The following is a 26,913-nucleotide window of genomic DNA, read 5'->3' as shown; positions in this document are numbered from 1 at the left end:
ATACCTATAAACAATTTGTAGTAAAAATATTAATATATAAAAAGAATCCTCCCCTTATAATATTGATGTCTAGTCATTAATTTAAGAGGAGGATATTTTTTATGGAATTTGATTCCATTAAACACCTTGGAGTTAATCCTGATTTATTTGATTTAGATAAATGTTCAGAGGATTATGATCAAGGTAATTTCAATCATATCATAGTTTTACATTTAAAGAAAGAAACTAATGTTAAATGCCCTTACTGTGATTCTAAAAATACTATTTCTAGAGGTACTAAATCTAGAGAATTTATTCATGCGAATAAGAATGAACAAGACATCAGAATTAAACTATATTATCATGTTTATAAATGTGATGATTGTCTCTCTTATTTTCAACAAGATAATCCATTTATTTTACAAGGGAGAAAGAGTACACATATTAACGATGTATTGATTTTAGAAGAATTAAAAGATATTAATGCTACATTTACTTCTGTTGCGAAAAGATATGGTGTATCTACTACTTATGTTCAAAATCTTTTTGACAAGAAAGTGGATATAAAAAGAGGACATCTACCAGAAGTCTTGGCTATTGATGAGGTATATATCAAGAAGGTATCAAAATATAATTATTGCTGCGTATTATATGATCCTATTAATCATAAGATAATTGATGTTCTTGATTGTAGACATAAGAATTACTTAATTGATTATTTTGCTAAAATACCTATAGAAGAAAAAGAAAAGGTATTTGCTGTATCTATGGATTTATATAGGAATTATCGCGATATTTCTAGGCTATGTCTACCTTATTCTGCTGTTTGTGCTGATTCTTTTCATGTAATTAAAAACCTAAATGAAGCCTTTAATAAAGTAAGGATTCGAATTATGAAAAGTTTTGAGAATTTGAAAAAGGAGAATTCTTATTACTATTGGTACTTTAAAAAATTTTGGAAGCTTTTATTAAAGAATATCAAAGATCCAAGTGTCACAATAGAAATAAGAAAAACTCACCAAACCATGACTATTGCACTACTGATTGAAACTATGTTAAAAGTCAGCGACGAATTAAAAGTGGCGTATTACTTAAAAGAAGCTTATAGAGAATTTAATTTAACAGCTTCATACGAAAATGCCGCGGAAAGATTCGATGAAATATATGAAGCATTTAGAACTTGTGGCATAAAAGAATATAACAAATTTAGATACCTATTAAACGAATGGAAAGTTGAAATAATTAATTCATTTTTTAGGCTCAATGGGTATAGAATATCCAATGGGAATTTAGAACGTAAAAATAGTGACATTAAAACAATAATTAAAGTATCAAATGGATATACAAACTTTCAAAGATTAAGAAACAGGATTATGTTTTCCATTAATAAAACAGAACCTATTCAAGCTGATAGAAAACCAACAACTAATAAGGCTATTGGTAAGAAAAGAAAGCCTTATAAAAAAGAAAAATAATTAATAAAAATACTATGGCTAGACGACAAAAAAGGCATGTAATCAAACATGCCTTTTCGTCGTTTTACTACTCTGTTTATAGGTAGGTACTACAATTCGTTTATAGCGATTACTACGCTTTATTGAAAGGTAGTACTACTCGAAATTGATAGCCCTAATTTTAAAGTACTACTCCAAATTTAGAGCACCCAAAAAGTTCAGTATTTAAGCCACTTTTTTAACATTTTATTTAGTATTCTTGCGAACTAGTAGTGTGATTGGCTCGTCATATGCTTCAAGATTTTTAGAAGTGCTCCACTTTATTCAAAATCTATTTTAAACAAAGATAATAATTCCTTTACTCTATCTTGACCCGAAAGGCAAGTGTCAATTAACCATCCTCGTTCTTCATTCCAGTTCTTTAACCCTCTATAATAGAACATTTTTATATCATCAGTTATGATAATAGGAACATAATTATATTTTAAACATTCTTTGAGCATTATCAATCTTCCTACTCTTCCATTACCATCTTGAAATGGATGAATTGTTTCAAAATCATGATGAAATTCAATTATATCTTCTATTGTTACTTCTTTTTTAGAATTATAATTATCTAATAATCTCTTCATCTCCATAGATACCTTATCAGGTGATGTTGTATCAATACCCCCTACAACATTTTCTTTTAATTTATAATTTCCAACCATGAATGTTGGATCTAAAGAGTCGATAGAGTTGTTTTTTAAAACAAAATGAAACTGTTTAATCATTGATTCAGTTAGTTTATAATTAGCCATATCAATTACTAAATCAATACATCTAAAATGATTAATTGTTTCAATAATATCATTAACTTTTATAGTATTATTAGAATTAATAGTTTTAGTTTCAAAAATATACCTAGTTTCATCATAGGTAAGCTGTGATCCTTCAATATGATTAGAATTATATGTCATTTCAATTTGAAGCTCATGATATATCCCACCAGATCTTTTAGTATCTTTTTCCAATTTTAAAATATCTAATAATTTCTTTTTTGTGTTAGTATGTCTAATTTGTCTATTTGGTTTTACTGCATCTTCTGGAATCAACCATGTCTTCCCGTTCAATACTGCGCCAGGTATTCTTCCTTTATTACAATAATCTCTAATACTTCTTTCTGAAATATTCCATTCTAAAGATAATTCTTTAACTGTCTTATAGTTCATATCTTCACCACCGATATTATTATACAATATTATCGGCAAAATATAAACAGAAAGCTCAAAAGAAAAAACGGCATATATTTTGCCGTTTAATCGTTTGATTGCCGATTATGCTAGTGGATATCTTTTAAAGATAAAAGACATACCGATGTTTTGTTATATTTCGATTATTTCTTTCCAAGCAATGCACTAACGTTTGACAAGGTAACAAACCGTCTCGACGATGTACTCATAGATGGGCTATTTTGGGAAATGATCCACATCATTTTTCCATAAACTGCACCTTTTTGCACGGTTTTCAAGCACATAAATTGCACCTTTTTGCAATTATTTCTTTAACTATTACTTCTGGTGATTTATTTACAGTATCAATATGTGTTGCATTTGAATCATTGTTTTGAGCATCAAGACACATTTTAACATTTTGCATGCACCAAGAATCTTCACCTTCTCCTCTTTTCAGGATTCTATCATGAATAGTTTTATAATCTCCATCCAAAAAGAAATATAGAATCTCAACATTATTATCCTTTAATCATTTTATGATATCATCATAAGATTCTTTTCTAACTAATGTCATTGGCACAACTATATCTCCATCATATTTGTTAGAAATATCTTTTAACAATTCATAATTAAATTTTCTCCATAATTCATAGTCTTCAAATATGTAACTATAGATTAATTCCTCTGGATGATTATCCCTTACAGCATTACCTACTGCTTCAGGATCAAATATATATGCTTTCTTTAATTCTTTAATTAAGTATTCAGCTATGGTTGTTTTACCAACACCATAGCTTCCATTAATCCAATAATCATTCGTACTCCTTATTTTATATATCTTAGCAAGAAATCTGCCACACCAATAATAGTATATCCATCTTTATCAAATGTCTCTTTAATTGGTTTATTAATCACAACAACTTTTTGAATTTGATCGTTTAACCTATGAAAAGGGCTAAGTTCTCTATTCATAGTTTTTTCATTTGAAATATCTTTTGAAACTTGAATGTACAATCTTTTTTTATTTTTGGTAGCGTAAAAATCCACTTCATTTGTCTTTCTTACAGACTTACCATCTTTATTTTTTTCAATGGTTTCAAATGTTCCAACATTTACTGTATATCCATTATAAATAAGTTCATTATACACCACATTTTCAAGCATTTGCCCTTCATCAGGGAATGCAAAATTCAGTCTAGCATTTCTTAAACCAGTATCAGTAAAATAATATTTTTGAAGAGCGCCTATTTCCTCTCTTCCTTTTAAATCATAACGTCTAGCTTCTCTTAATATAAATGCATCTTTAAAATATTCAATATATTTATCAATTGTCTGTTTATCAATATCTTCATGCTTTACGCTTTTAAACGTATCAGATATTTTTTTTGAATTCAAAAGAGAACCTGTTAGTTCACTAATTATATTACACAATTCATCAAGTGATTCACTTTTATATAGTTTATTATGTTCTAAAATATCTTTAAAATAGGTTGTTTCAAATAGCCCTTTAAGGTATTCTTCTTTATCATCTTCGTCCTTTAATACTGCTAAAGGCATTCCACCATGTTGCATATATTCAAACATTGCATCAGTAGTAGAACCACCAACATAATTATAATATTCTTCAAATGAAAGAGGATATATACTAATATTTGTGGCTTTATCCCTAAACTCAGTTATTATATTTGTAGACAACATTTTAGAATTTGAACCTGTAACATATAAGTCAATATTAGGTTTGTGAGATAACCCTAAAACAACATCAACAAAAGAAATGACATCTTCATCAGTGTCTTTAGCTTTTATATGTTCGCCATTTGTTAAAACAGGATTCACTATTGGAATTACTTTTTGTATCTCATCCAAAAAAACATAGCACATGCTTTTATTATTACAAAAGTTTCTAACAAAATCTCCTAAGTATATTGGATCTCTGTATTTGCTATTTTCTTCTTCATCTAATTCTAAAACAAGAATATTAGATTCTTTAACTCCAGTTTCAATTAAGTATTTTTTATATATTTCCTTTAATAGATAAGATTTTCCACATCTTCTTATTCCTGTTATAACTTTTGGAAATCCATTTTCTTTAGACTTGATTAATTTATTAAGGTATACACTTCGCTCAATCATATAATCACCTTTTCTGTAGAATTCTACACTTTTGTCAATTTTATTTTATCATAAAACAACTAAATAAGCAAACGTTAAAATATAAAAAAAAGTAGAATTCTACGTTTTTATCAATTTCAATATAAAAGTAATTCCTAATTCTACTATTTTTAGTATTTTTAGGAATTAAGATAAATAAATGTCAATTATGGAACATAAAAACTCATTTTTTGATTTTATTGTTTGATAACTCGTATTTATCGGTCAATAAAAAAGATTGCCTAGATACTAAGCAATCATAATTTTAGATCTGTTTTCTATTTTTTGGCAAGACAGCAAACTGTTTCACCGTGTGTGGCATTAAATTTGTAGATATGTAAAAGGGTTTGTTTTTCTATAGTAGAAATATTAGCCAAATTTCTAACTACTTTTTTCATCAAAATGTGATGTACTTGTCATATTATAATTGGCTTATTTTATGTCTTTACAACTCTTAATTAAAAATGCGTTGTGGAATGTCATTCCAACCATTTTTGTATAGAATCTTAAGATCTTTTCATAATCTTTTGTTGCGGTTGCTAATGTAATATAAACACATTCATCTTTAACGCAAGATTCAATCGCTCTAAATAGTTTTTCTCCTATACCTTGATTGCGATATTGCTCTAGTACAAATATCTCATCTATATCAAAGCATTTCACTCCAATTCCAATATATGATGTTTTTCTTTCAGTTGTATAAAAATGGCCAAAAGTATAGCCGATTATTTTATCTCCATCTACTGCAATGAATAGTGGCTCTTTTAAATCTTCTCTAGTATTCTTTATTAATCCAAATGTTGAATTTTCTTCAACCCATACTTGAGATAAATCAATTAATTGTTTAGCAGTATTTCCATTTGTTAATGTACCTTTTCTTATTTCTATCATACACAAAATCCTCTTTAAATATCTGTAATAATTAAATCATTATCAAGTAATTTATTCAATGTTTATTCGTCACACTTGACGAAAACGCTCGTCAAAATCTTATATACAAGTTCTGAAAAAACTCCAAGTTTTCATTAAACTTAGAGTTATTTTTCACTTATAACATTTTGATTTGTTACTAATTTGACCACTTTACTATTACTAAGTAATAGTATAGCAATTAAAATAGTGCTATTTTTTTACTGAAGGATTTAACGTCAAAAGTGCGACTGTTTCGACTAGTGCTGTTTGTGGGAACATATCTAATGGAGTAATAGAATTAATGGAATAGCATTCCTTTAATTTTTCTAAATCCTTAGCTAATGTGGCTGGATTACAGGATACATATATAAACTTTTTTACCTTACTTTCTAGTATTGCTGAAATAAACTTTTCACCAAGTCCAGTTCTTGGTGGGTCAGCAACTAATACGTCAAAGACTTCGCCATCTCTTAACATTTTAGGCAATAATTCAGATGCATCACCTTGTAAAAATTTAGCATTAGAAATTTTGTTTAATTTAGCATTTTCTTCTGCAGCCTTAATAGATTCTTTATTGTATTCAATACCGATAACCTCTTTAGAATTATGTGCTAAATATAGGGCTATAGTACCTACTCCACAATAAGCATCTAATACTCTTTCTTTAAAGGATAGCTTAGCTTGCTTAAGAACTACATCATACATCTTTTCTGCTTGGTATGAATTTAGCTGGAAGAATGTTGTAGGGTAAATCTTATATTTAATCTTACCTAAGGTTTCAATAACATATTCTTCTCCACCTAAATGATTTGTTTCTTTACCAAAGATTTCTAAGGATTTATCATTACTATTTATATTCTCATAAACAGATACTATTTCAGGAATAGCTAATAATTTGTTTACTAATTCTTTTAATTTTGCATCCTTTTGTTGACAAACAAAACAAACTAAAGCCTTATTTTCTTTTGTTGCTCTAATAACTAGATATCTTAAAGATCCTGTGTTTGTTTTACGGATATATGGTTCTACCTTTGCTTCTTCTAATATACTTAATACCTTTTTGTTTAATGTATTAATTAAATCCTTTTGAACTAAGCATTTATCTACAGGAACCAAAATATTTGATTTTGCTTTAATCATAGCAACACTCATCTTGCCATCATTTTTCTTGACATTTAATTGAGATTTATTTCTATATCCTAAAGTATAATCGGATGGAATAGTATTCTTAATCTCAAAGCTTTTTGGATTAATCGTAGTATATCTAGATAATGCTTCAATGACGATTTCTCTTTTATATTTTAGCATTTCTTGATAATCAATATGCATTACAGAGCATCCACCACATTCTGCATAATATGGACATTCTGGCATCTTTCTTGCATTAGATGCATGCTTACACTCTATAGATTTACCATAAGCCATTTTACCTTCTAGCTTAGTTATTTCTATATTATGTCCTTCGCCAGGAATTGCACCATCTACAAATATTGCTAGACGATTATAAAAACCAATTCCTTCGCCATTTATACCCATTCTTTTTATATCAAGAATAAACTGATCATTCTCTTTTATATTTTTAAAACCATTAGAAGGCTTTTTTTCAAAGTCTTTTTTGTTTTTTTCTTGTTTACTCATAAATTATACATCTCCTACAAATTAATGAATTAAACGTAAAATATCATTATATGTGATAAATACGAATAAGATTAACAACAAGCCCATAAATACAAGATTAATAATATTTTCAATCTTCTTAGGCACCTTTTTACCAGTGATGGCTTCAATAATTAAGAATACGATTCTTCCACCATCTAAAGCTGGTATTGGAAGTAAGTTCATTACACCAATATTTACAGATAATAATGCAGTTAAGGATAATAATGGTAAGAAGCCTGCACCAATATATTGCTTAACCATATCAAAAATACCAACAACACTAGATAAATCCGATACTCCTACTTGTCTTACACTAGATGGGGCAATTAATATACCTAATGTTCTAAAGATTAATGTGAAATCCTTCCAGAAATTATTTGCTGCAGAACCAATACATTCAAAGAAAGAAAAATGATATTCTGGAGATACACCAATATATTGTGCTATCTTTTCAATTCTTTGATTTTCTAATAATTCATCTGTATATGGCTCAATAGATTTACATTCCTCAAGTGAAACTAATGTATAGGTATCATTTTCACCCTTATGGTAATATTCGAATCTGACATCTACAGAAGTTGTAACATTTAATTCTTTAAATAATTTAATTAATTGGCTCCAAGATTCAATAGTATATACTGTGCCATCAATGGATACCTTAGTTAAATAATCACCTTTAGCAATTGTTCCTGTTTCACCCTTATAGCGAATAGATATTCTACCAACCTCTAGACCATCTATTTCTGTACTTGGAATTTTTGATAATACTAATGATTTTGCACCAAAGTTTGTAAGTCCAATAGAAACAATAGAGTTATATGTTTCCATAGTAGCATTCTTTGTTTCGTTTTCGTGAATATATGTAATATTTACTGTTGTACCATAGCCTTGATATAATTTAGCCATTTCAGTTTCAAATTCAGTCCATGAGGATACAGTTACACCATTAATTCCAGTAATGGTATCTCCACTTACTAAATAAGCTCCTGCAGGGTATTCACTACTTACAGAACCAATTCTATTAGAACCATAATTTGGAACACCAGTTGCAAAGGCAATAATTAGATATAAGAAAAATGCTAATACAAAATTCATAAATGGACCAGCAAATAGAATTAGCATTCTTTGCCAAATCTTTTTAGAATCGAACGTTCTATGATATGGAGCAAGCTGTAATACCTCATTTTTTTCAAAAACATACTTTGCAGTTTCAGAAACCTGATAATAATGAGGCTCTCCCATATCATCTGTTAAGGTGATATATAAATCCTTACCATCCTTACCTTCTAATTCCTTATCACTGATTTCTCCTCGAACCATTGCATCGGCCTTATCATCTAGGATAATTTCAGTTACGATATCATCTACTAAATTTAAACCAATTTTTGAACCTATTTTAGTTAATTCATCGGTAGCTTCTTCTCCTGCCATAGAAACAAATCCACCAATTGGGATGGCACGAACAGAGAATGAAGTTTCTTTTCCCTTTTTCTTATATATTGCAGGACCCATACCTATAGAGAAATCATGGCATAATACACCACATTTCTTTGCGACAAAGAAATGTCCTGCTTCATGTAAGCATATTATTACACCTAAAATAATAATAAAGGCAACAATAGCTACAATTATAAGAGGGAATCCTGTTAGTTCTAAAAACATATACTAATCAACTCCATATCGAGATAAGATTTCTTTCATTAAGGATAGACTAACAGAAACAACATTTTCTAATGTATATGGAATTTCCATATACTTATCATCCTTAATTTCTTTTTCAATAATTCTTTCTATTTCTAAGAATTCAATCTTATCATTCAAAAATAATTTTACTGCAGCTTCATTTGCCGCATTTAATACTGCTGGATAAATTCCACCACGACTTGCTGCATAATATGCATAGCCTAGGCATGGGAATCTATCTTTAGATAATTCCATAAAATCTAATTTTAAACCAAATAAATCTAGCTGTTTAGATTCTTGCACATTATGATGAGGATATCTTAAGGCATAAGATATTGGAGTATGCATATCCGATACACCAAGCTCTGCCTTAATAGTACCATCTTTATATTCTACCATCGAATGGACAATAGATTGTGGATGCAAGATTGTATCAATTTGTTCATATGGTACATCAAATAGATGATGTGCTTCAATTACCTCAAAGCCCTTATTCATCATAGTTGCTGAATCAATAGTAATCTTGGCACCCATTGACCAATTGGGATGCTTAAGCGCAGCTTCCTTTGTTACTCCTTTTAACTCATCTCTTGTTTTATTTCTAAAGGAGCCTCCAGATGCTGTAATGATTAATCTTTTAATCTCTTTATGGCTTTCCCCCTGTAGGCACTGCAAAATTGCAGAATGCTCAGAATCAATTGGGACTAAAGCTACATTGTATTTTTTTACATATTCTTTTACAATGTCTCCTCCAGCAACTAAGGTTTCCTTATTTGCTAAAGCAATTGTTTTATGTGCTTTAATTGCAGAAATTGTAGGCATAAGTCCACTCATTCCAACTAATGCATTAACAAATACCTCATCCTCATACTTTGAATAAGAAGCAAGCTCTAATAATCCTGCATCTCCTACTACGATTTTTGGAGTGTAAGATAATTCATAAAGATAATTCTCCCGGAAACATACGATTTCCGGGTGAAATTCTTCTATTAATCTAACGGCTAATTCCTTATTTCTGCCAACACTCATTCCTATAACCTTGAATTCGGATGGATTTTCCCTAACGATATCTAAAGTCTGAGTTCCAATAGAACCGCAGGCACCCGCTAAATATAAACATCTCATATTAAATACCTGCACTTACTAATAATACGTCGATGAAATTAATCTCGAATATAATAAACAATAAGAATAATGCTGATGCAAAGAATACAGAATCAAAGCGGTCTAATACTCCACCATGTCCTGGGAACACTTGAGAATAGTCTTTAATTCCATATGCTCTTTTTAACTTAGATGCAACTAAATCGCCTATTTGTGATGTTATAGATAATAATAATGTTAATACTAAACAAACAAATACCTTTCCTGCTGGAGTGAAGGTATTATAGTTAAATACTCCGGCAAAGAATTCCATTTTTTCAACATTAGGTGTTCCCCAGCTTGCCATTAAGCTTGACATTTGTTCATAAAAATAACTAAATGCGAAGCCTAATACTAATGCAACTGCGGTACCACCAATTGCGCCTTCCCAGGATTTCTTTGGAGAAATTCTAGGTGCAAGCTTATGCTTACCACTTCTACCAAACGCAAGTCCAAAGACTAATGCGAATATATCGGTTGCTGTAGTTATAGTTAATAAATAGATTACAAAACGTACGCCAAAGAATCTTAATGTCATAAATGCAGCACTACATACACCTACATAAATGATAGACAAGAATAATCTACCTGCATCCTTTACTTCAAAATCATGAATAAAAATCATACTAGACATTAAAATTAAGAAGCAAATTAAAAGTGCGGTAACAGGTGTAAACATTAAATCAAAATGTAATCTTCTTAAACCCTTTAAAATAATAGAACTATTCGGATCAAATAGATGGGTTCTTATCTGATTTCCTGCTGCGTCTAATGTTGTTATTTCTTGCATAGACATAAATGAGAAAATAGAGAAGGATAGACCAAGTGTTAAACCAGCTGTAACTATTTTTAACCAAAGTGGTATTTTTTTATCCTTATCATACATATTTAATAGTTCAAATTCTGCAATAATAATCAACAGTGCAACAACAAATTCAAGCACTGGTAGACATGCAGGAACTAAAACAATAGGAAGTAATATAACGGCTAATATTAAACCGGTAATTACTCTTTTTTTCATAAGAATCACCTCACAAATAGGTTTGGTTATTATTGTATATGTTATATACAATACTTAATCTATTGTATTATAGCATTATAAAAAATAAAAATCCAGCATATAAGAGAAACACCATCATTTCCCATAAGCTGGATTTTTTATCATATTTTACTTAAATAGTCATTAAGTCCTTGCTCTTACGCTCTGTCATTTCAGATACTACTTGGATTTTCTTATCTGTAAGCTTCTGAGCATCCTCTAAAGCATTAGCCTCTGTATCTTCAGGTAAGCCAAGCTTCTTAATGTCATCATTTAAATCTCTTCTAGCGTTACGAATAGCTACCTTTGCAGTTTCTTCTAGCTTAGAAACATACTTAACTAATTCACGTCTTCTTTCTTCTGTCATCTTAGGTAAAATAAGACGAATCTGAGTTCCATCACTTTGTGGAGTTAATCCTAAAGGTGATGCTAAAATAGCTTTTTCAATATCTTTAACACTAGACTTATCATAAGGCTTAATCAAAAGCTGATTAGACTCTGGTACTGTAATTGTTGCAGCATTCTTAATTTGAGTCTTTGCTCCATAATATTCAAAATAAACAGTATCTAATAGGCTTGGAGCAGCTCTACCAGTACGTACAGTGGAAAGCTCACGCTCATATGCAGCGATTGCCTTATCCATTTTTTCTTCGCCCTCTAAAAGGGTCATTTCTAATTCTTCTTCCATTAAGTTTCTCCTCCTCTATTCTACTTTTACAAGGGTACCAATCTTATCGCCTTGAACAGCTTTAACAATGTTACCTCTCTTGTTCATATTAAATACAATTAATGGCTTCTTATTATCTTTACAAAGGGAAGCAGCCGTAGAATCCATAACCTGTAAGTTCTTCTCTAAAATCTCAGAGAATGTGATTTCAGTAAATAACTTAGCATCAGGATTTTTTCTAGGATCAGAATCATATACACCCTCTGTGTGATTCTTTGCCATCAAAACAACCTCAGCCTCAATTTCTGTAGCACGTAAAACACATGCTGTATCTGTTGAAAAATAAGGGGATCCAAGTCCACCAACGAAGATGACAACTCTACCCTTTTCTAAATGACGAATTGCACGTCTTCTGATATATGGTTCAGCAACCTTGTCGCAGTCAATTGCAGTCATAACTCTAGTAGGTACTCCATGCTGCTCTAGCGCATCCTGAACAGCTAAACCATTCATGATTGTTGCAAGCATACCCATGTAATCTGCCTGAGCACGGTCCATACCTAAGCCCTCTGCAGTCTTACCTCTCCAGATATTACCACCACCAACGACAATACCGATTTCAACGCCTAATTGCTTTGCATCTTTAATCTGCTCTGCAATTTCGTTTACAGTTTTAGGATCAATTCCATAAGAAGTTTCTCCCTTTAATGCCTCACCTGAAAGTTTTAATAAAATTCGTTTATACATAACTCTTTCCTCCTATTTTTCAAAAAAAGGGAGAGCAAATCCAAACATTGTTCTCCCTTTAATTTCGTTATTACTTTGCAGCAGCAGCAGCCTGTGCAGCAACCTCAGCAGCGAAATCAGTCTCAACCTTTTCGATGCCTTCGCCTACTTCTAGACGTACGAATGTTACTACTTCAGACTTAGCGCCCTTAACGTACTGTTCAACAGTTAAGTCAGGGTTCTTAACGAATGCCTGTGATAATAAACAGATTTCTTTTAAGTTCTTTTCTAAACGACCTGGAACGATTCTTTCAGCAATAATGTTCTCTGGCTTTGGTTTAGGTGAAGCTGCATTCTCATTTAATGCAGCAGCTAAGATAACTTCCTTCTCCTTAGCAACAACATCTGCAGGAATATCATCTTTAGATACATACTTAGGAGCAAGTGCAGCAACATGCATTGCTACATCCTTAGCAACTACTTCATCATTACCAGCTAATACAGAAACAGTAACAATTCTTCCACCCATATGCTTATAAGCACCAAATACCTGAGCGTCAGTCTTAGTTAAAACCTGAACACGACGTAAAGAAATCTTTTCGCCGATTGTACCAGATGCTTCCATAATAACTGTCTCTAAAGTCTTGCCATTAACATCAATAGCTAAAGCCTCTTCAGTATTTGTAGCATTGGAAGATGCAATGATCTGTCCAACCTGATCTAATAAAGCAATAAACTTAGCGTTCTGAGCAACGAAATCTGTCTGAGAGTTTAACTCAAATAGAACTACCTTGTTACCAGAAACTACATAGTTACATAAACCTTCTGCAGCAACAACGCCTGCCTTCTTAGCAGCCTTTGCAAGACCCTTCTCACGTAGCCATACAACAGCCTTCTCGAAATCGCCATCTGTAGCTACTAAAGCCTTCTTGCAGTCCATCATACCTGCATCAGTCTTCTCACGTAAATCCTTTACCATAGCAGCAGTAATATTTGCCATTCTAATATCCTCCGTAAATTTATTTTTAATTTAAAATTATTCAGCCTTAGCTTCTTCAGCTGGTGCAGCTTCCTTCTTTGCAGCCTTCTTAACAGCTGGACGCTTTGCAGCAGCCTTCTTTGTAGGAGCCTTAGCTTCCTTTGCAGGCTTTTCAGCCTTTGGAGCTACTTCCTTAGAAATTTCCTCTGCCTGGTTGATTTCCTCTGCAGCGTCATCGAACTTCTCAACTGTACCACCATTACCTTCGATTACAGCATTAGCCATAACCCATGTAACTAGCTTAACAGCACGGATAGCATCGTCATTTGCTGGGATTACATAATCAACATCATCAGGATCGCAGTTAGTATCTACGATACCAAATACAGGGATATTTAACTTACGAGCTTCTAAAATTGCATTGTGCTCCTTGCGAGGGTCAACAATGAATAAAGCATCTGGAAGCTTCTTCATATCCTTAATTCCACCTAAGAACTTCTCTAACTTATCCTTTTCAGCAACAAGCTTAATTACTTCCTTCTTAGGAAGCTTAGCTGTAGCCTCAGTATCCTCTAATAACTTAGTTAAGCTCTCTAGCTTTGTAATTCTCTTCTTAATTGTCTTGAAGTTAGTTAATGTACCACCTAACCATCTCTGGTTTACATAGTACATACCGCATCTAGCGGACTCTTCCTTAACAGCTTCCTGAGCCTGCTTCTTAGTACCTACGAATAAAACCTTACCTTCATTCTTAGCGATTTCTAATAAAGCGGCATAAGCCTTTTCAATTTGATCTGCAGTCTTCTGCAAATCGATAATATAGATTCCATTTCTTGCAGTGAAGATATACTTCTTCATCTTTGGATTCCAACGGCGAGTAGCGTGACCGAAATGTACGCCAGACTCTAATAACTGTTTCATTGAAACTACTGATTCAGACATTTTTTTAATTCCTCCATTTTATTTTTGTTTTTGTCCTCTGCTCTAATCAACGAAAGCCCCCAACAGTTTTACATGCACACGATGGCCTTCTCATAGAACATGTGTATTTTTGTGCCTTTAACATATTAACATAAGTAAAGTACAATTTCAACCTTTTTATTAAAAAAAGAAAAGGCATGTGCAAATTTTAAAACACATGCCTCTTATATATTTATATATAAATTACTTTTTCTTTACGCTAGTTGGACGCTTAATCCACTTATAAATAGCCTTGAAGAAGCCACTATTAAGCTTACCGCTTCTATATAAAGTAAATCCTAATACAAAGTAAATAAGGATTAATGCACCAAATACAGAGCCAAGTACAATACCAACAATTGCACCTGCAGATAAGCCATTATTTGTATTTCCTTCTTCTGTTGGATTTTCTGGCTCAGCTGGAGTCTCTTCAGGCTTTGCAGCTCTTAAAGTCTTTCCGGATTCATCAAAGAAATCCTTTAAATCTAATGAAGCAACTGTAGAAACCTTAGAATCTACTAAAGCTCCATCTGTAGTTACTTCCTTACCAGATGCAGTTACAAATGTAGAATAAATAGGTAAGAAAACATAATTTCTTAATACCGGCTGGTTAGAAACATAATGAATAACATATACTGGCATATAAACGATAGATAAAGAAACAGTTTCGTTTGCTTCAAATGCTTTATATGCATCCTGAGTGCCAAATGTTCTAGAATAATCCTTAGATGTTGTTACAGTAAAATCAACAGTTAGCTTCTTAGCTACACCCTTTTCTGTATCATAAGCTTGTGTTAAAATTGCTGATTTTTCCTCATCATATAATGCTTCTTGACCTTGAATTGCAAAGGATAAAGTATTTACTGTAATATTTTTATTGCGTGCTCCATCTTCAGTAGAGAAATATGATGTTAAATCATACTCATACTTAAATAAGCTTGCTGTTGCATCCTTTGCAGCATACAAGTCATAATATGAACCACTCTTAGAATCTTTATCTAATTTTTCTGCATTTGTCTCATCTGAATCATAGAATAACTTAAATGCAGTTTTTACATCATCATCAAATTTTGAAACCTGGCGTGTTGTGGAATAATCTGCCTTAGTTCCCTGATTTAAGCAAGAAGCTAATCCTAGCATAGAAAATGCCATAACACCAATAGCGATGAACTTTGTCTTCATAATCATTGCTCCTTTTCTTTTTTTCGAACATTAGCATTATATCAAAGATAAAGTTGAAATACAAGAAAAAACCAACATATCAGTTTTTCTTTCCCTCAACATCTACTCTTTTTGCCCTTGGATGAGATAATTGATACTCTTTTTGCATAGTTTTATAATCCACATGCGCATAAATTGCAGTAGTCGATAAGGACTCATGCCCCAAAAGTTCTTGAACACTTCTTAGGTCTGCCCCATTTTTAAGTAATGCAGTTGCAAAGGAATGCCTTAGCATATGGGGAGAAATATGGAAATGCTCTCCTGCATCAGAAACTAATTTTTCTAATATTTTTCTTACTCCAACACGAGATAGTTGTGTACCATTTTTATTTAAAAATACATATCTATTCTCTAAATCCTTTGAATTATATAATAGCTCTACTCTAAAAGTAGAAATATAATGCTTTAAGGCTTCATCTAAGCCTTCATACATTACAACATCTCTATCCTTAGAGCCTTTACCTCTTATTCTTATAGTTCTAGCAGAATAATCAATGTCCTTTATTTGCATATTACATAATTCAGAAACTCTTAGTCCACATCCATATAAACAGCCTAAAATACAATAATTTCTATAGCCTAGCTTAGTTTCCATATCACAAACTTCAAACAGCATAATGATTTCATCATCCGTAATCATTTTAGGCAATCTTTTTTCCATTTTAGGCGCTTCAACACCCTTAAAGAAGTTTTCTTTAATCTGTTCTTGCTTATAAAAATAATTATAAAAACTATTTAATGAAGATAGCTTTCTATGAATCGTGGAAGTCTTTAATCCTTGATTCGATAAATAGGATACATAATTCCTAGGTATAGATGCCCTTATTCTAAGTAAGGATGGAGCCATTCTTTCGGAATGAAGAAAATTTAAAAACTCAAGGATATCCGTTTGGTATCCCTCAAGAGTATTATCGCTATAGCTCTTAACTTTAGATATATAATTTAAAAATTCAGTTATAGCCTCTTCATCAGTCATTTAATTCCAAAATCTCCTTTTCCATTACCTCTATAGCTCTTTTACCATATAATGCTTTTCTTTCATTCTTTTTATGAGGGAAGTTTAAATCCTCCATAATTCCAAAGTTTGCGCTCATTGGCTGGAAGTCAGCCTCGCTCGCGTTACATATATATAAGGATAAAGCACCTATAGATGTAGTTTTAGGGAATACATGTAATTCTTTTCCCTTTAAATATCTATCCATATTAATTGCAGCATAAATACCTGAAGCTGCAGATTCCACATATCCTTCTACTCCAGATACCTGACCTGCAAAGAATAGATTAGGGAATTTCTTTGTTTGGAATGTAGGATTTAAAATCTTTGGAGCATTGATATAAGTATTTCTATGCATTCTTCCATATTTTGCAAATCTTGCATTCTCAAGACCAGGAATCATTTGAAATACTCTTTTTTGTTCTCCAAACTTTAAATGAGTTTGGAATCCTACAATATTATACATAGTCTTTGCTGCATCATCTTGTCTTAGCTGAACTACTGCATATGGAGTTTTTCCATCTGGTGTTCTTAAGCCCACAGGCTTCATAGGACCAAAAGTTAAAGTTTGAGGGCCTCTTTTTGCCATAATTTCAACAGGCATACAGCCTTCAAATACTTTAATTTCATAATCCTTTTCTTCAACACATTCTGCGGTAATTAAAGCTTCGTAGAATTTATCAAATTCTTCTTTTGTCATAGGACAATTATAATAAGATGCAACACCCTTATCATATCTACTTTTTAAATATGCTTTTTCATAATTTATGGAATCTGCATAAATAATTGGTGCTTGTGCATCAAAGAAATAAAAATCATCTAAGCCAAATAATCTTTTAATTTCATCACATAAAGGACCACTTGTTAAAGGACCTGTTGCGATAATTGTAGGAATAGATGTATCTATTTTAGTTACCTCTTCTGTTACTATTTTTACATTTGGTAATGATTTAATTACATTAGTAACATATTCACTATAGCCTTCTCTATCTACAGCTAAAGCTCCACCTGCATCTACAGGATGTAATCTAGCCGCTTTTATAATAATAGAATCTAGCATTTCCATTTCTTTTTTTAATATTCCACAGGCATTCTCTAAAGAATCACTTTTTAAGGAATTTGAACATACAAGCTCTGCAAATTTTTCTGTTTTATGGGCAGGAGTCATCTTCACTGGTCTCATTTCATATAAGGTAATATCATATCCCTTTTTTGATAAATACCAACATGCCTCGCATCCAGCAAGTCCTGCCCCAATAATATTAATATTCATATAAATCCTCTAACTACTTATAACAAACAATCTCTTTTAAATCTTTTCTTTGATTATGAGGCTTAATATCATTAGGATACCCAATAGGAAGAATAATATCTACCTCATAATCATCATTTATTCCTAAAACTTCTTTTACTAAAGCTTCCTTAAATGAACAAACAAAGCAAGTGCCAAGCCCTAAGGCTGTAGATGCCAAAACCATTTGTGTTGCAACAATAGTAGAATCAACCTTACCATGATCCACTCCATCATTTCCTCTATGCCAAGATTCACTCTTTAAATGGCATATGATAAGAATCGTTTTCGCATCGAATGTATATCTTGTTGCTACTTTTAATTTGGATAATACTTCTTCAGATTCACAAACAAATATTCTTTCTGGCTGATAATTACAAGCGGTAGGCGCAAGTCTACCAGCTTCTAATACTTTATTCAATAAAGCTCTATCAATTTTTTCATCCTTAAAGCTTCTACAGGAAAATCTTTTTTCTATCACATCAAAATATTCCATTTTATTCCTCCAAAAATAAATCTTGAGTTAAATCAGAAGTAAATTCCAAAACTAATTTCTTTTTATGCTCCCAAATCGCTTTAGCTCTTGGAGTAACCATATAATCTTGCTTTAGGATATGCTTTGCGTGGCGAAGTGCATCATTGGCATCATAATAGGTTACATTATCCATTGCACCTAGTGCCATTAAATCCCAAGCAATTCCTAAAGCTCCTTCTTCATCTAATAAATCTGCTTCTAAAAGTAAAACAAGCTCATTGGATGAATTAGGATTGGTTATATTACTTTTATCGGAATGATTATCAATTAAATCATAAACCTTTTTCGTGAAATCTGAATTAAAATTATGCCCCCTTGCATAATTTAAGAATATCTTTGCTCCAATATGAGCATGGTTTTCTTGGCTGATGCCTCTTCCTACATCATGAAAAATTGCTGCAGTATATAAAACATCTACATCACATTCTAAATCCATATGGATGATTTTACACCATTCATAAACCCTTTTTGCATGATCAAAACGATTACGAAATTTATGTAATGGATTTGAAGATTTAATTCCATTTGTTTCTTCTAAAGTTTTTTTCACAAAATCTAGCATTTCTTCATAATTCATGATTTCACCTCATAATATTTTAATTATATCATTAAATCATTCGTTTTCGCTATCTTCTTTTTCTTCTTCTTTATATTTTTTGTTTGCTTTATAAAGCTTAACAAATGCCAATATAATAAACAAAAGTCCAACTCCCGGCAAAACCATTAAATATAAAACTCTAAAAGTCCATAAAACAGATATATCATAATTTGAAAAATCAGAATAAAAATATATCAAAATAAATACAAATGCTATAAGTAATCCAATAAAAATTTCAATTGCTGCAGATATTATATCTATTGGCTTTAATCTCATATTACCACCTCGAAAAACTTATGTATAACCCACTTTTTAAATAGGGAAAATGGATATCCCAATGGGATACCCATAATCCATTATATTAAGCTATGAACAATGTCTCTTAAATCACCACTATAGCTATTAAATGCTAAAGATAAATCTGCCTTACCCATACCTAAGAATCCACTATACTTTTCACCATAATATCTAGGTGTAGAATTCCATTTAGAAGCAAGCCAATTAGCCTTAGATGCCATAAAGCCAATTCCCATGTAGAATCTAATCTTTTCTGCATAAGCTGCATTTGCCTCCGCATTAGAGCCAACAGTCATATAGAAGGCATCGGATGCAACACTAGTTATAGTATTAGAAAAATATACATTTGTTAATTGGATAGCATCCTTAAATGCATTATCTCCAATTACTTCAAATCCATCATTAAAGTATATTGCATATATCTTATTATTATTTGTAAATACTGTATATTTATTATTATCGTCATCTACAAACAACGCTAAGGATCTTAATATTTCATAGCTACCATCTACTTTAACATACTTAGGTAAAATAATTGTAATTAAATCACTTCCAGAATAATTAAAGCCTGTAACAGAAAGTAAGCTTTCTCCTGTTGCCATATCATATCCATAGGATAAATAATCACAGGTTGCATAATATGCCTTTAAAGTAGTATTTTGATGAGGTAATAAATGAATATTACCTAAATGGTATTCCTCTTGATTATTATACCAATAATTAATATTCATATGATTATATACACCACTTGGTAAATACTTGCTATCAAAGTCCATATTCTTGTCTAAAGCAACAGCTTTATATAGCTTATCATTAAACTTTTCGATATCATAATCTAATTCTACAATATAATAATCACCTAGGCTAGATGCATCACTATATAGATAAATATAACCAATACCATCTGTGATAGTTAAATATTTATTATATTTAACAACTAATGTTTCATAATTTAAATAATCCTTATCAAATTCAAAATATGCATTATCAATAGATAAATAGTAATCCTTAGTTAAAGCTAAATTTGTATCATATGCTAAATCCATATAATAAGTATCATCTAAATAAACCTTATAAGAAACCTTTTCCCATTTAGCATATAATACTAAATTATCATTTGGCATGGAAGAAATATATACAATATCACCATCTAGAGTATAGCTATATCCCTTTAGAATATAACTATCACCTAAGGAATCTGTATATACTTCTTTATCTAAATATGTACTTAAGCTAGCTCCACCATATACAGATTCAACTGTATTTCCATCCATGGAATGAATAGTTAAATCATAATAATGGATTTCCTTCCAAGCTGCATAAACCTTAATATTTGATTCTGGCATAGTTGTACTTGTGAATTCTTCTTTCAAATACTTATCCGAATACCAGCCATCAAATAAATAATATTTACCATCAACTTCTACTATATCTAAATTTGGATATTTAATTGTAGCTCCGGTTTGAGCTTGGTAATACTCATTATCTAAATAATTTAGAACAAATGTAATTGTATGGCTTCTCTTACCGATATATGTATCATTCTTATAAATCATATCTGTACCATAAGAATAGCCTTCTATAAAGGATACTACATCATCCATATTAATAGATTTAAACCAAGTATAACCATCTTCATTATATGTATTTGTTAAGGCAATAGAGGATGAACCAAGTGTAATGACACTTACTAATTTAAATTCAAAGTTCGCAATTTCTGTTAATGCATAGGATGTATTAATAGTTCCATCAGAATTCTTAGATATTGCCATATTCTTTAATACTAAGCTTAAAGACATATCTCCTAAATTAGAATTACCAGTTAATGCTTCCATATCTAAGGAGAAATTAAACTTATGATTATTATAAGAATAGCTATTAATTACAGTACCTGCATCAATGACATAATCTTCATTTTCGTTTGTAGATGAATTAATTGCGTTTAAAATGATTTCTGGCATACCCAAGGAGAAATCCATTAAATAATACATAATATCATCAAAGAATTCCTGATAAGATACCTTTAACTTGTAAGTTGTTGAAGATTCTTTTCTATAAATATATACATATCCATCCATGTAATAGAAATATACATCTTTTTCCTTTAAACCTATAGTCTTTGCAAGAAGTGGCAAGCTTGACATATCTAAATGAAGATAAACTAGTGGAGAGCCATCCTCTAGCACTCTAACTTTAGCATCAATATTTACATCAATATCAGAAACGATAGGCAATCCTAAAGTAACCGTGCCTGAAATTGCATAATCCTTATTGGATGCTGTTGTTAATATTCCATTTACAAGCTCATCAATATTAAAAATATTATAATAGCTAGATAAATCACTTGGAGCATTAATAGATATAGAATCATTTGTTAATGTCAAATAATTTAAATCAATTCTTGTATATTCGTTTTCGCTTACATAATCTGTATATAATCCTAAAAGCTCTAAAGAAAGTGGAATATCATCTTTAGCCTCTAGCTTTACTGTAACAAGCTTACTAGAAGGAATTATATCATTTAATACAGAAGCTAAAATAGATACCTCAAGACCATCTTCTGTAATATCTAATTTCTTAATTAAACTAGATACATCAAAATCTTTACTTTCAAAATTAAATAGATCCTTAAGCTGAGATATATCAACAAAGGATAAATCCTGATTCATATAATCATTTAAGAAATCTAAATCTAATCCTAATACAGAGGTTATAGATGCTAATACACTGAATATAGAATCCTTTTCTGCATAGAATTTAATCTTGCTAGAAAGATTAGATTCATTGTTTCCATATACGATATAAACCATATCAGATACTAATGTTAAATCTACTCTATGAACTACTTTAATCTTACCATTCTCTTCATATTCAGTAATAGCTATAGAAGCTTTAAAGGATAAATCATCAATCTTGAAATCCTTTAATTCTTCTGTACCAAGATGAATCATAAGATTACCATTAATATTAAGATGCTTATAGCCATTATCCATAACATCTAAATCTAAATTCAAATTGAAATCTCTCTTATCTAATAAATCTATTACTCTTTTTATTGTTCTACATAAAGATAAGATATCTTCATTGTCTAAATATTCAGTTGGTAATGAAACTGCATAATTAGTTATTTTAGCAATAGATGTATTTAGATTAATTTCATCACTAGATATATGAATATTAAACATTTCATCATTCTTACTATAGCTTAAAGCTATTGTAATTTTTGTAATGAAATCAACTAATGTAGATAAATCTATAGAAATACTATCTTCACTGATTTCTAAAGAATCAATAATAGAATCTAATTCTTTAAAATCAAAATCAGGAGAAGTATGACCAAATATACTAAATACTTCTTCTATAAATTCATTCATGTTAGATAAATCAATACCAAAGGTAGCATCTCCATATTCTAGATATAAAACATTATCCACTAGTTTAAAATAAACATCATGTAATGTATGGAATGCTTCAATATGGAAATGTCCATTTAGATTATATTTATCATTTTCTAAAATGAAATCAATAGAGCCATTTAAATCGATTGAAATAGACTTAATTTGAATATTACCATCTATAGATACCTTGAAGGAATCTTCCTTTATCCAAGAAATAAATTCTTTAATATTCGATACCATATTACTTAAATCAACATATGTATTATCACTAGGTGTAATATCACCATCAAATAAAGAAATAGATGCTTGAATATTCAATACTTCACTAGATGCTATCGATAAGACTCCGTCTAAAATAGATAATTCAAGATAAATATCCTTATGAATATCTATAATATTTTCTAAAGAATCAAAATCACTTAAATCTAATGTTAAATCTAGCTTATTCTCTTCAATCATTAAAGATACTAATACCTTAGTAAAATCAACACTAAAGATTATGTCTATAATATCTTCTACCTTCATACTAGAAGTATCTTCTAATAGGATAGATAATGGTAGCATTAAATGATTATTTCCTAAATCAATGAATAAAACCTTATTCATATCATTGAAAGAATCAAAATACTGAACTTGAATATCTTCTTCTAATGTCTTATAGGATACATTTAAATTAAACTCTGCACTTAAATTATTCTTAAATAGAAGATTACCATTTCCATTAATTTTGATATCTTCATATTCTAAAGAAACATTTAAAGAAATTCCCTTATTATCTATTATTCCTTTAATCATTTCAAATAAGCTATATAGCTTACCTAAATCCTGATAATCAAAAGAAGGTAATAGGATATCTGAATTAGAGCTTGATGCAATAATATTTACATCAAATAAATCCTTAATAGAAATATCTAAACCAATGCTTGATGAAATATCTTTAAGTGTAATAGAAATATCACTTAAGAAGGATATGATACTACTTAGGTTCATATCTAATCTGATATTATCTTCTGTAATAGATATTGCTTTTAATACTTCTTCAAAATCGATAGAAAGTAAATTATCAAGAATAGATTCACTTTCATTATTATCACTAAATAATGCAATGATTTTTTCTAAATCTGCTTTAGATAATAGGATATGACAATCATCAAAATCTAAGTATATACAATCATCAATATAATAAATATCTAAGGAAATAGCTTTATTTTGATAAGCTACCTCTAAATTTACTGAAGCACGAATAGAATCATTAAAATCTATAATTCCTGTAGCTTCGATATCTAATCCCTTATAGCTTAAGCTTAAAGCTACATTTAATTTCTTAGAATTATATATTGCAAGAATATCATCTATGATAGTATCAATATATCCTAAGTTTTGATAATCTCCAGTAACACTAACACTATTCTTTGTAGAATGGATATTTAAATGAATAGTTGCTTCTTTGATAAGTGCTAAAACGTTAATTCCATTATCCTTCTTAATAGATAATGAAATAGAATTCATACCATCTACAAAGCTAGATATATCTAAGGCTATATCTATAGAATTCTCTTCAATTACTAATTCTTTAATTAGCTTTTCATAATCCATTTTGAATAAAATAGTAAGTATTCCATCTAAGGATAAATCTAAGCTATTTGTATTTAAATCAGTAAATTTAGATACAATCTTAATTAAATCATCTTTAGATATCATAAGCTTTGTATTTAAAATATCTAAATATAAGATATCTTCAATATAAGAAGCACTTAATTCAACATTTAATTCCTTATAATTTACCTCTAGATTTACTGATAATTGAATATTAGTAGAATAATCTAAAATACCACTACCAGCTATATGTAAATCCTTATAATCCATAGATAAATCAAAGCCAAGCTTACCATCCTTATATAAGCAAATCGCATCATCGATGAAGCCTTCTAGGTATGCTAAATTATAATAATCTTCTTTGTTTATTGTTCTTGTCTTATAAGACAAATTACCAACCTTAAAGGAAGCATGAATATCATCTATAGCAATAGAGCCACTAATACCATAATTTGTATCTAAAATAGATAATTTAATAGAATGGATTAAATCTGTGATTTCTTCTAAGGATAATGCCAAATCTAAGCTATTATCTGTAATCACTAATTCTTCTAATAGCTTATCATAATCAATAGAGAAGACAGTTTCTAAAATAGTTGTTAAATTAAAGTCTAAAGACATATTTAAATCAATAGTCTTACCTGAATACTTTTCAATTAATCTTAATAAATCATTTGTTGTAATCTTTAGCTTAATATTGTTAAAGCCTAAATAAATAGTATCATCTAGATAATATAAATCTAAAGATAAGGTATCCTTCCCATAAGTTAAATTAATCTTAGAATCTAGCTTAATTTCATTTTCAAAAGATAAATTGCCATCTAATTTTATATTTAATCCTCTATATTCTAATTCTAAGGATAAATCTAGGTTCTTCTTTTCAATAATAGATACTATATCCGAAACAATGAAATCTAAATTCTTTAAATCCATGAAATCCTTATGATCTAATGGATTTATTTTTTTGTTTGTAGATTTAATTCCTAAATGGATAATCTCACCATTTAAATCTATATCTGCACTTGCAGAAACAAGCTTATAGGTATCATCCTCATGTATGATATCGAAATGAATTGGTAATAATATACCCATTAAATCTAGCTTTGTATCAATACTTACATTAACTCCATCATCTTCCATCTTAGACTTTGCTAAATCATCCATGATTTTAGAAACATCTAAAGAACTACCTGTATCACTAGATGGTAAAACACTTGTTATTGTTTCTATAAGTGTTGTTAAATCATCCATATTGGCTTTCACTTTAATTCCACCTATAGAAAGATATAAGGAATCCGTATATTCAACATATAAATCCTCTAGCAATGCATAAACCTTAATATTTGTTAAATCAGTAATATTTAAGGATACTAATCCTTGAGTATTAAAACCATCTGTAGAAATGGATAAATCTAATACAGTATCGGATTTATCTTTATTTTGTAAGGATTCAACAATAATGCTCATAGCATCATCTGAAGTTGGTAAATCCTCTTTCTCATCCTCTAATACAGATAAATAAGCATAGGATTCAAAATAATCATATGGTTCTTTATCAAATTCTACATTTTCATAATAGAATTCCTCATGACAATTTGTTTTAGTTACTGCCTCAACACCCATAGATTTTACTTTATATTGTTCTTGGATATCATCAACTAGAATTTGCCAAGAAGAATTAATTGTCATTTCAAAATGAATAGAATAGAATTCTGGTACAATTGAAGAATTCGCATTTGTTAATACTTCTCTTCTATACCAAAATGGTGCTTTATTTCCATCTGGGTCTAAATCAAAAATTAAAGTAAATGTACCATCTTGGTTATCTACCATTTTCATTTCTTCTTTATTTATATATGTATCGCTACAAATGATATAGCCTGTTGCCTGATAAGGTAACCAACCATATCTTTTTTGAATTGTTTTATAAGAAACTGCCTCAGGAGCTGATGTAATCCATGTTGCAGTATCGCCATTTATGCTTGTTGCATCTCTTAATAATACCTTATCTGGTAAGAAATATTTTTGCTTGGCAGTAGATACTAATCCTGAAGAAATCATAGTAGTCATTGCCTTTTTATCCTTAACAACTCTTTTATTATAGATTTGCTGAGTTGCAACAGAGGCTTGGGCTGTACCTGTAGTTAGTGTATAAAACTCATTGGTGTTTGCAACAGTCCAAAGTGCAAAAGAAACATTCTCTTCAACAGAATATTTTGATGGATCAGATCCATCCTTAGGAGCCTCTAGGAGAGTAGATTCAAACTCTGCATCGGTATCCTCTATTTCTGCTGGTCCTTGGTTAATGGCATAAATAAAATAGCCACCAACTCCCAAAATGGCTGTCACTAGCAATATAATTATTGTAATAATTATCTTCTTTTTCATTACACTAACTCCTCTAGTTTTTAAAAAAA

Annotated in this window: 19 protein-coding genes and 1 pseudogene; 1 reads left to right on the top strand and 19 read right to left on the bottom strand. The window is 30.3% G+C overall.

The genetic code is table 11. The features are described 5' to 3' along the window. Positions 1-101: 101 nt before the first annotated feature. Positions 102-1,454, top strand: a complete 1,353-nt coding sequence (locus EI71_RS00420) for an ISL3 family transposase (RefSeq protein ID WP_119015269.1) — start codon at positions 102-104, stop codon at positions 1,452-1,454. A gap of 299 nt (positions 1,455-1,753) precedes the next feature. On the opposite strand, the gene EI71_RS00415 is transcribed toward EI71_RS00420, so the two are convergent. The 19 genes and pseudogenes from EI71_RS00415 to EI71_RS00330 form a co-directional block, all read right to left on the bottom strand. Next, positions 1,754-2,644 (bottom strand): Fic family protein, encoded by an 891-nt coding sequence (locus EI71_RS00415; RefSeq protein ID WP_119015268.1) that lies wholly within the window; start codon positions 2,642-2,644, stop codon positions 1,754-1,756. 295 nt (positions 2,645-2,939) lie between these two features. Beyond that, positions 2,940-3,140 (bottom strand): nucleoside/nucleotide kinase family protein, encoded by a 201-nt coding sequence (locus EI71_RS10305; protein ID WP_211320981.1) that lies wholly within the window; start codon positions 3,138-3,140, stop codon positions 2,940-2,942. A gap of 332 nt (positions 3,141-3,472) precedes the next feature. After that, a complete protein-coding gene (locus EI71_RS00405) occupies positions 3,473-4,780 on the bottom strand; it encodes an ATP-binding protein (protein ID WP_119015266.1) in 1,308 nt (435 codons plus the stop codon). 450 nt (positions 4,781-5,230) lie between these two features. After that, positions 5,231-5,689 (bottom strand): GNAT family N-acetyltransferase, encoded by a 459-nt coding sequence (locus tag EI71_RS00400; RefSeq protein ID WP_119015265.1) that lies wholly within the window; start codon positions 5,687-5,689, stop codon positions 5,231-5,233. A gap of 231 nt (positions 5,690-5,920) precedes the next feature. Then, positions 5,921-7,348 (bottom strand): 23S rRNA (uracil(1939)-C(5))-methyltransferase RlmD, encoded by a 1,428-nt coding sequence (gene rlmD / locus EI71_RS00395; RefSeq protein ID WP_119015264.1) that lies wholly within the window; start codon positions 7,346-7,348, stop codon positions 5,921-5,923. A gap of 21 nt (positions 7,349-7,369) precedes the next feature. After that, complete coding sequence (rseP, locus tag EI71_RS00390) at positions 7,370-9,031, bottom strand: RIP metalloprotease RseP (protein ID WP_119015263.1); 1,662 nt, start codon at positions 9,029-9,031, stop codon at positions 7,370-7,372. Positions 9,032-9,034: 3 nt separating this feature from the next. After that, entirely contained in the window at positions 9,035-10,177 is a 1,143-nt protein-coding gene (dxr, locus tag EI71_RS00385; protein WP_119015262.1) for a 1-deoxy-D-xylulose-5-phosphate reductoisomerase, read from the bottom strand. Between the two features lies 1 nt (position 10,178). Beyond that, positions 10,179-11,216 carry a phosphatidate cytidylyltransferase gene (locus EI71_RS00380; protein WP_119015261.1) on the bottom strand — a complete coding sequence of 346 codons (1,038 nt, stop codon included), beginning with the start codon at positions 11,214-11,216 and terminating at the stop codon, positions 10,179-10,181. Between the two features lie 151 nt (positions 11,217-11,367). Beyond that, complete coding sequence (gene frr, locus EI71_RS00375; RefSeq protein WP_119015260.1) at positions 11,368-11,922, bottom strand: ribosome recycling factor; 555 nt, start codon at positions 11,920-11,922, stop codon at positions 11,368-11,370. A 15-nt stretch (positions 11,923-11,937) separates the two neighbouring features. Beyond that, the gene (gene pyrH / locus EI71_RS00370; RefSeq protein WP_119015259.1) at positions 11,938-12,648 is read right to left on the bottom strand and encodes a UMP kinase; all 711 of its coding nucleotides are present in this window, start codon (positions 12,646-12,648) and stop codon (positions 11,938-11,940) included. 70 nt (positions 12,649-12,718) lie between these two features. Then, positions 12,719-13,627 carry a translation elongation factor Ts gene (gene tsf / locus EI71_RS00365; RefSeq protein WP_119015258.1) on the bottom strand — a complete coding sequence of 303 codons (909 nt, stop codon included), beginning with the start codon at positions 13,625-13,627 and terminating at the stop codon, positions 12,719-12,721. Between the two features lie 231 nt (positions 13,628-13,858). Beyond that, positions 13,859-14,548, bottom strand: a pseudogene (rpsB, locus tag EI71_RS00360) (30S ribosomal protein S2); the annotation flags it as partial. A 222-nt stretch (positions 14,549-14,770) separates the two neighbouring features. Continuing rightward, entirely contained in the window at positions 14,771-15,748 is a 978-nt protein-coding gene (locus tag EI71_RS00355; RefSeq protein ID WP_119015256.1) for a hypothetical protein, read from the bottom strand. Positions 15,749-15,827: 79 nt separating this feature from the next. After that, a complete protein-coding gene (xerA, locus tag EI71_RS00350) occupies positions 15,828-16,763 on the bottom strand; it encodes a site-specific tyrosine recombinase/integron integrase (RefSeq protein ID WP_162849620.1) in 936 nt (311 codons plus the stop codon). After that, entirely contained in the window at positions 16,756-18,054 is a 1,299-nt protein-coding gene (trmFO, locus tag EI71_RS00345) for a methylenetetrahydrofolate--tRNA-(uracil(54)-C(5))-methyltransferase (FADH(2)-oxidizing) TrmFO (RefSeq protein WP_162849619.1), read from the bottom strand. The genes xerA and trmFO overlap by 8 nt, the downstream gene beginning before the upstream one ends. Positions 18,055-18,067: 13 nt before the next feature. Beyond that, positions 18,068-18,568: a nitroreductase family protein gene (locus EI71_RS00340; RefSeq protein WP_119015253.1), complete on the bottom strand. Its 501-nt coding sequence runs from the start codon at positions 18,566-18,568 to the stop codon at positions 18,068-18,070. Between the two features lies 1 nt (position 18,569). After that, positions 18,570-19,184, bottom strand: a complete 615-nt coding sequence (locus tag EI71_RS00335) for an HD domain-containing protein (RefSeq protein WP_162849618.1) — start codon at positions 19,182-19,184, stop codon at positions 18,570-18,572. Positions 19,185-19,220: 36 nt separating this feature from the next. Next, on the bottom strand, positions 19,221-19,481 hold the full coding sequence (locus EI71_RS10065; protein ID WP_162849617.1) for a hypothetical protein: 261 nt from the start codon (positions 19,479-19,481) through the stop codon (positions 19,221-19,223). A gap of 80 nt (positions 19,482-19,561) precedes the next feature. Beyond that, positions 19,562-26,884 (bottom strand): leucine-rich repeat domain-containing protein, encoded by a 7,323-nt coding sequence (locus EI71_RS00330; RefSeq protein WP_119015251.1) that lies wholly within the window; start codon positions 26,882-26,884, stop codon positions 19,562-19,564. Positions 26,885-26,913 lie beyond the last annotated feature (29 nt).

Origin of the sequence: Anaeroplasma bactoclasticum, assembly GCF_003550015.1 — a bacterium.
Taxonomy (GTDB): domain Bacteria; phylum Bacillota_I; class Bacilli_A; order Acholeplasmatales; family Anaeroplasmataceae; genus Anaeroplasma; species Anaeroplasma bactoclasticum.
This window is presented reverse-complemented; position numbering and strand designations above follow the sequence as displayed.

What these genes read in the sequence shown, in the direction of transcription:
- EI71_RS00340 (WP_119015253.1), bottom strand. Translation starts at nt 18,568, where the DNA reads ATGGAATATTTTGATGTGATAGAAAAAAGATTTTCCTGTAGAAGCTTT.
- EI71_RS00400 (WP_119015265.1), bottom strand. Translation starts at nt 5,689, where the DNA reads ATGATAGAAATAAGAAAAGGTACATTAACAAATGGAAATACTGCTAAA.
- xerA (WP_162849620.1), bottom strand. Translation starts at nt 16,763, where the DNA reads ATGACTGATGAAGAGGCTATAACTGAATTTTTAAATTATATATCTAAA.
- pyrH (WP_119015259.1), bottom strand. Translation starts at nt 12,648, where the DNA reads ATGTATAAACGAATTTTATTAAAACTTTCAGGTGAGGCATTAAAGGGA.
- dxr (WP_119015262.1), bottom strand. Translation starts at nt 10,177, where the DNA reads ATGAGATGTTTATATTTAGCGGGTGCCTGCGGTTCTATTGGAACTCAG.
- EI71_RS00420 (WP_119015269.1), top strand. Translation starts at nt 102, where the DNA reads ATGGAATTTGATTCCATTAAACACCTTGGAGTTAATCCTGATTTATTT.
- trmFO (WP_162849619.1), bottom strand. Translation starts at nt 18,054, where the DNA reads ATGAATATTAATATTATTGGGGCAGGACTTGCTGGATGCGAGGCATGT.
- rseP (WP_119015263.1), bottom strand. Translation starts at nt 9,031, where the DNA reads ATGTTTTTAGAACTAACAGGATTCCCTCTTATAATTGTAGCTATTGTT.
- EI71_RS00380 (WP_119015261.1), bottom strand. Translation starts at nt 11,216, where the DNA reads ATGAAAAAAAGAGTAATTACCGGTTTAATATTAGCCGTTATATTACTT.
- EI71_RS10065 (WP_162849617.1), bottom strand. Translation starts at nt 19,481, where the DNA reads ATGAGATTAAAGCCAATAGATATAATATCTGCAGCAATTGAAATTTTT.
- EI71_RS00405 (WP_119015266.1), bottom strand. Translation starts at nt 4,780, where the DNA reads ATGATTGAGCGAAGTGTATACCTTAATAAATTAATCAAGTCTAAAGAA.
- EI71_RS00415 (WP_119015268.1), bottom strand. Translation starts at nt 2,644, where the DNA reads ATGAACTATAAGACAGTTAAAGAATTATCTTTAGAATGGAATATTTCA.
- EI71_RS00335 (WP_162849618.1), bottom strand. Translation starts at nt 19,184, where the DNA reads ATGAATTATGAAGAAATGCTAGATTTTGTGAAAAAAACTTTAGAAGAA.
- frr (WP_119015260.1), bottom strand. Translation starts at nt 11,922, where the DNA reads ATGGAAGAAGAATTAGAAATGACCCTTTTAGAGGGCGAAGAAAAAATG.
- tsf (WP_119015258.1), bottom strand. Translation starts at nt 13,627, where the DNA reads ATGGCAAATATTACTGCTGCTATGGTAAAGGATTTACGTGAGAAGACT.
- EI71_RS00355 (WP_119015256.1), bottom strand. Translation starts at nt 15,748, where the DNA reads ATGAAGACAAAGTTCATCGCTATTGGTGTTATGGCATTTTCTATGCTA.
- rlmD (WP_119015264.1), bottom strand. Translation starts at nt 7,348, where the DNA reads ATGAGTAAACAAGAAAAAAACAAAAAAGACTTTGAAAAAAAGCCTTCT.
- EI71_RS00330 (WP_119015251.1), bottom strand. Translation starts at nt 26,884, where the DNA reads ATGAAAAAGAAGATAATTATTACAATAATTATATTGCTAGTGACAGCC.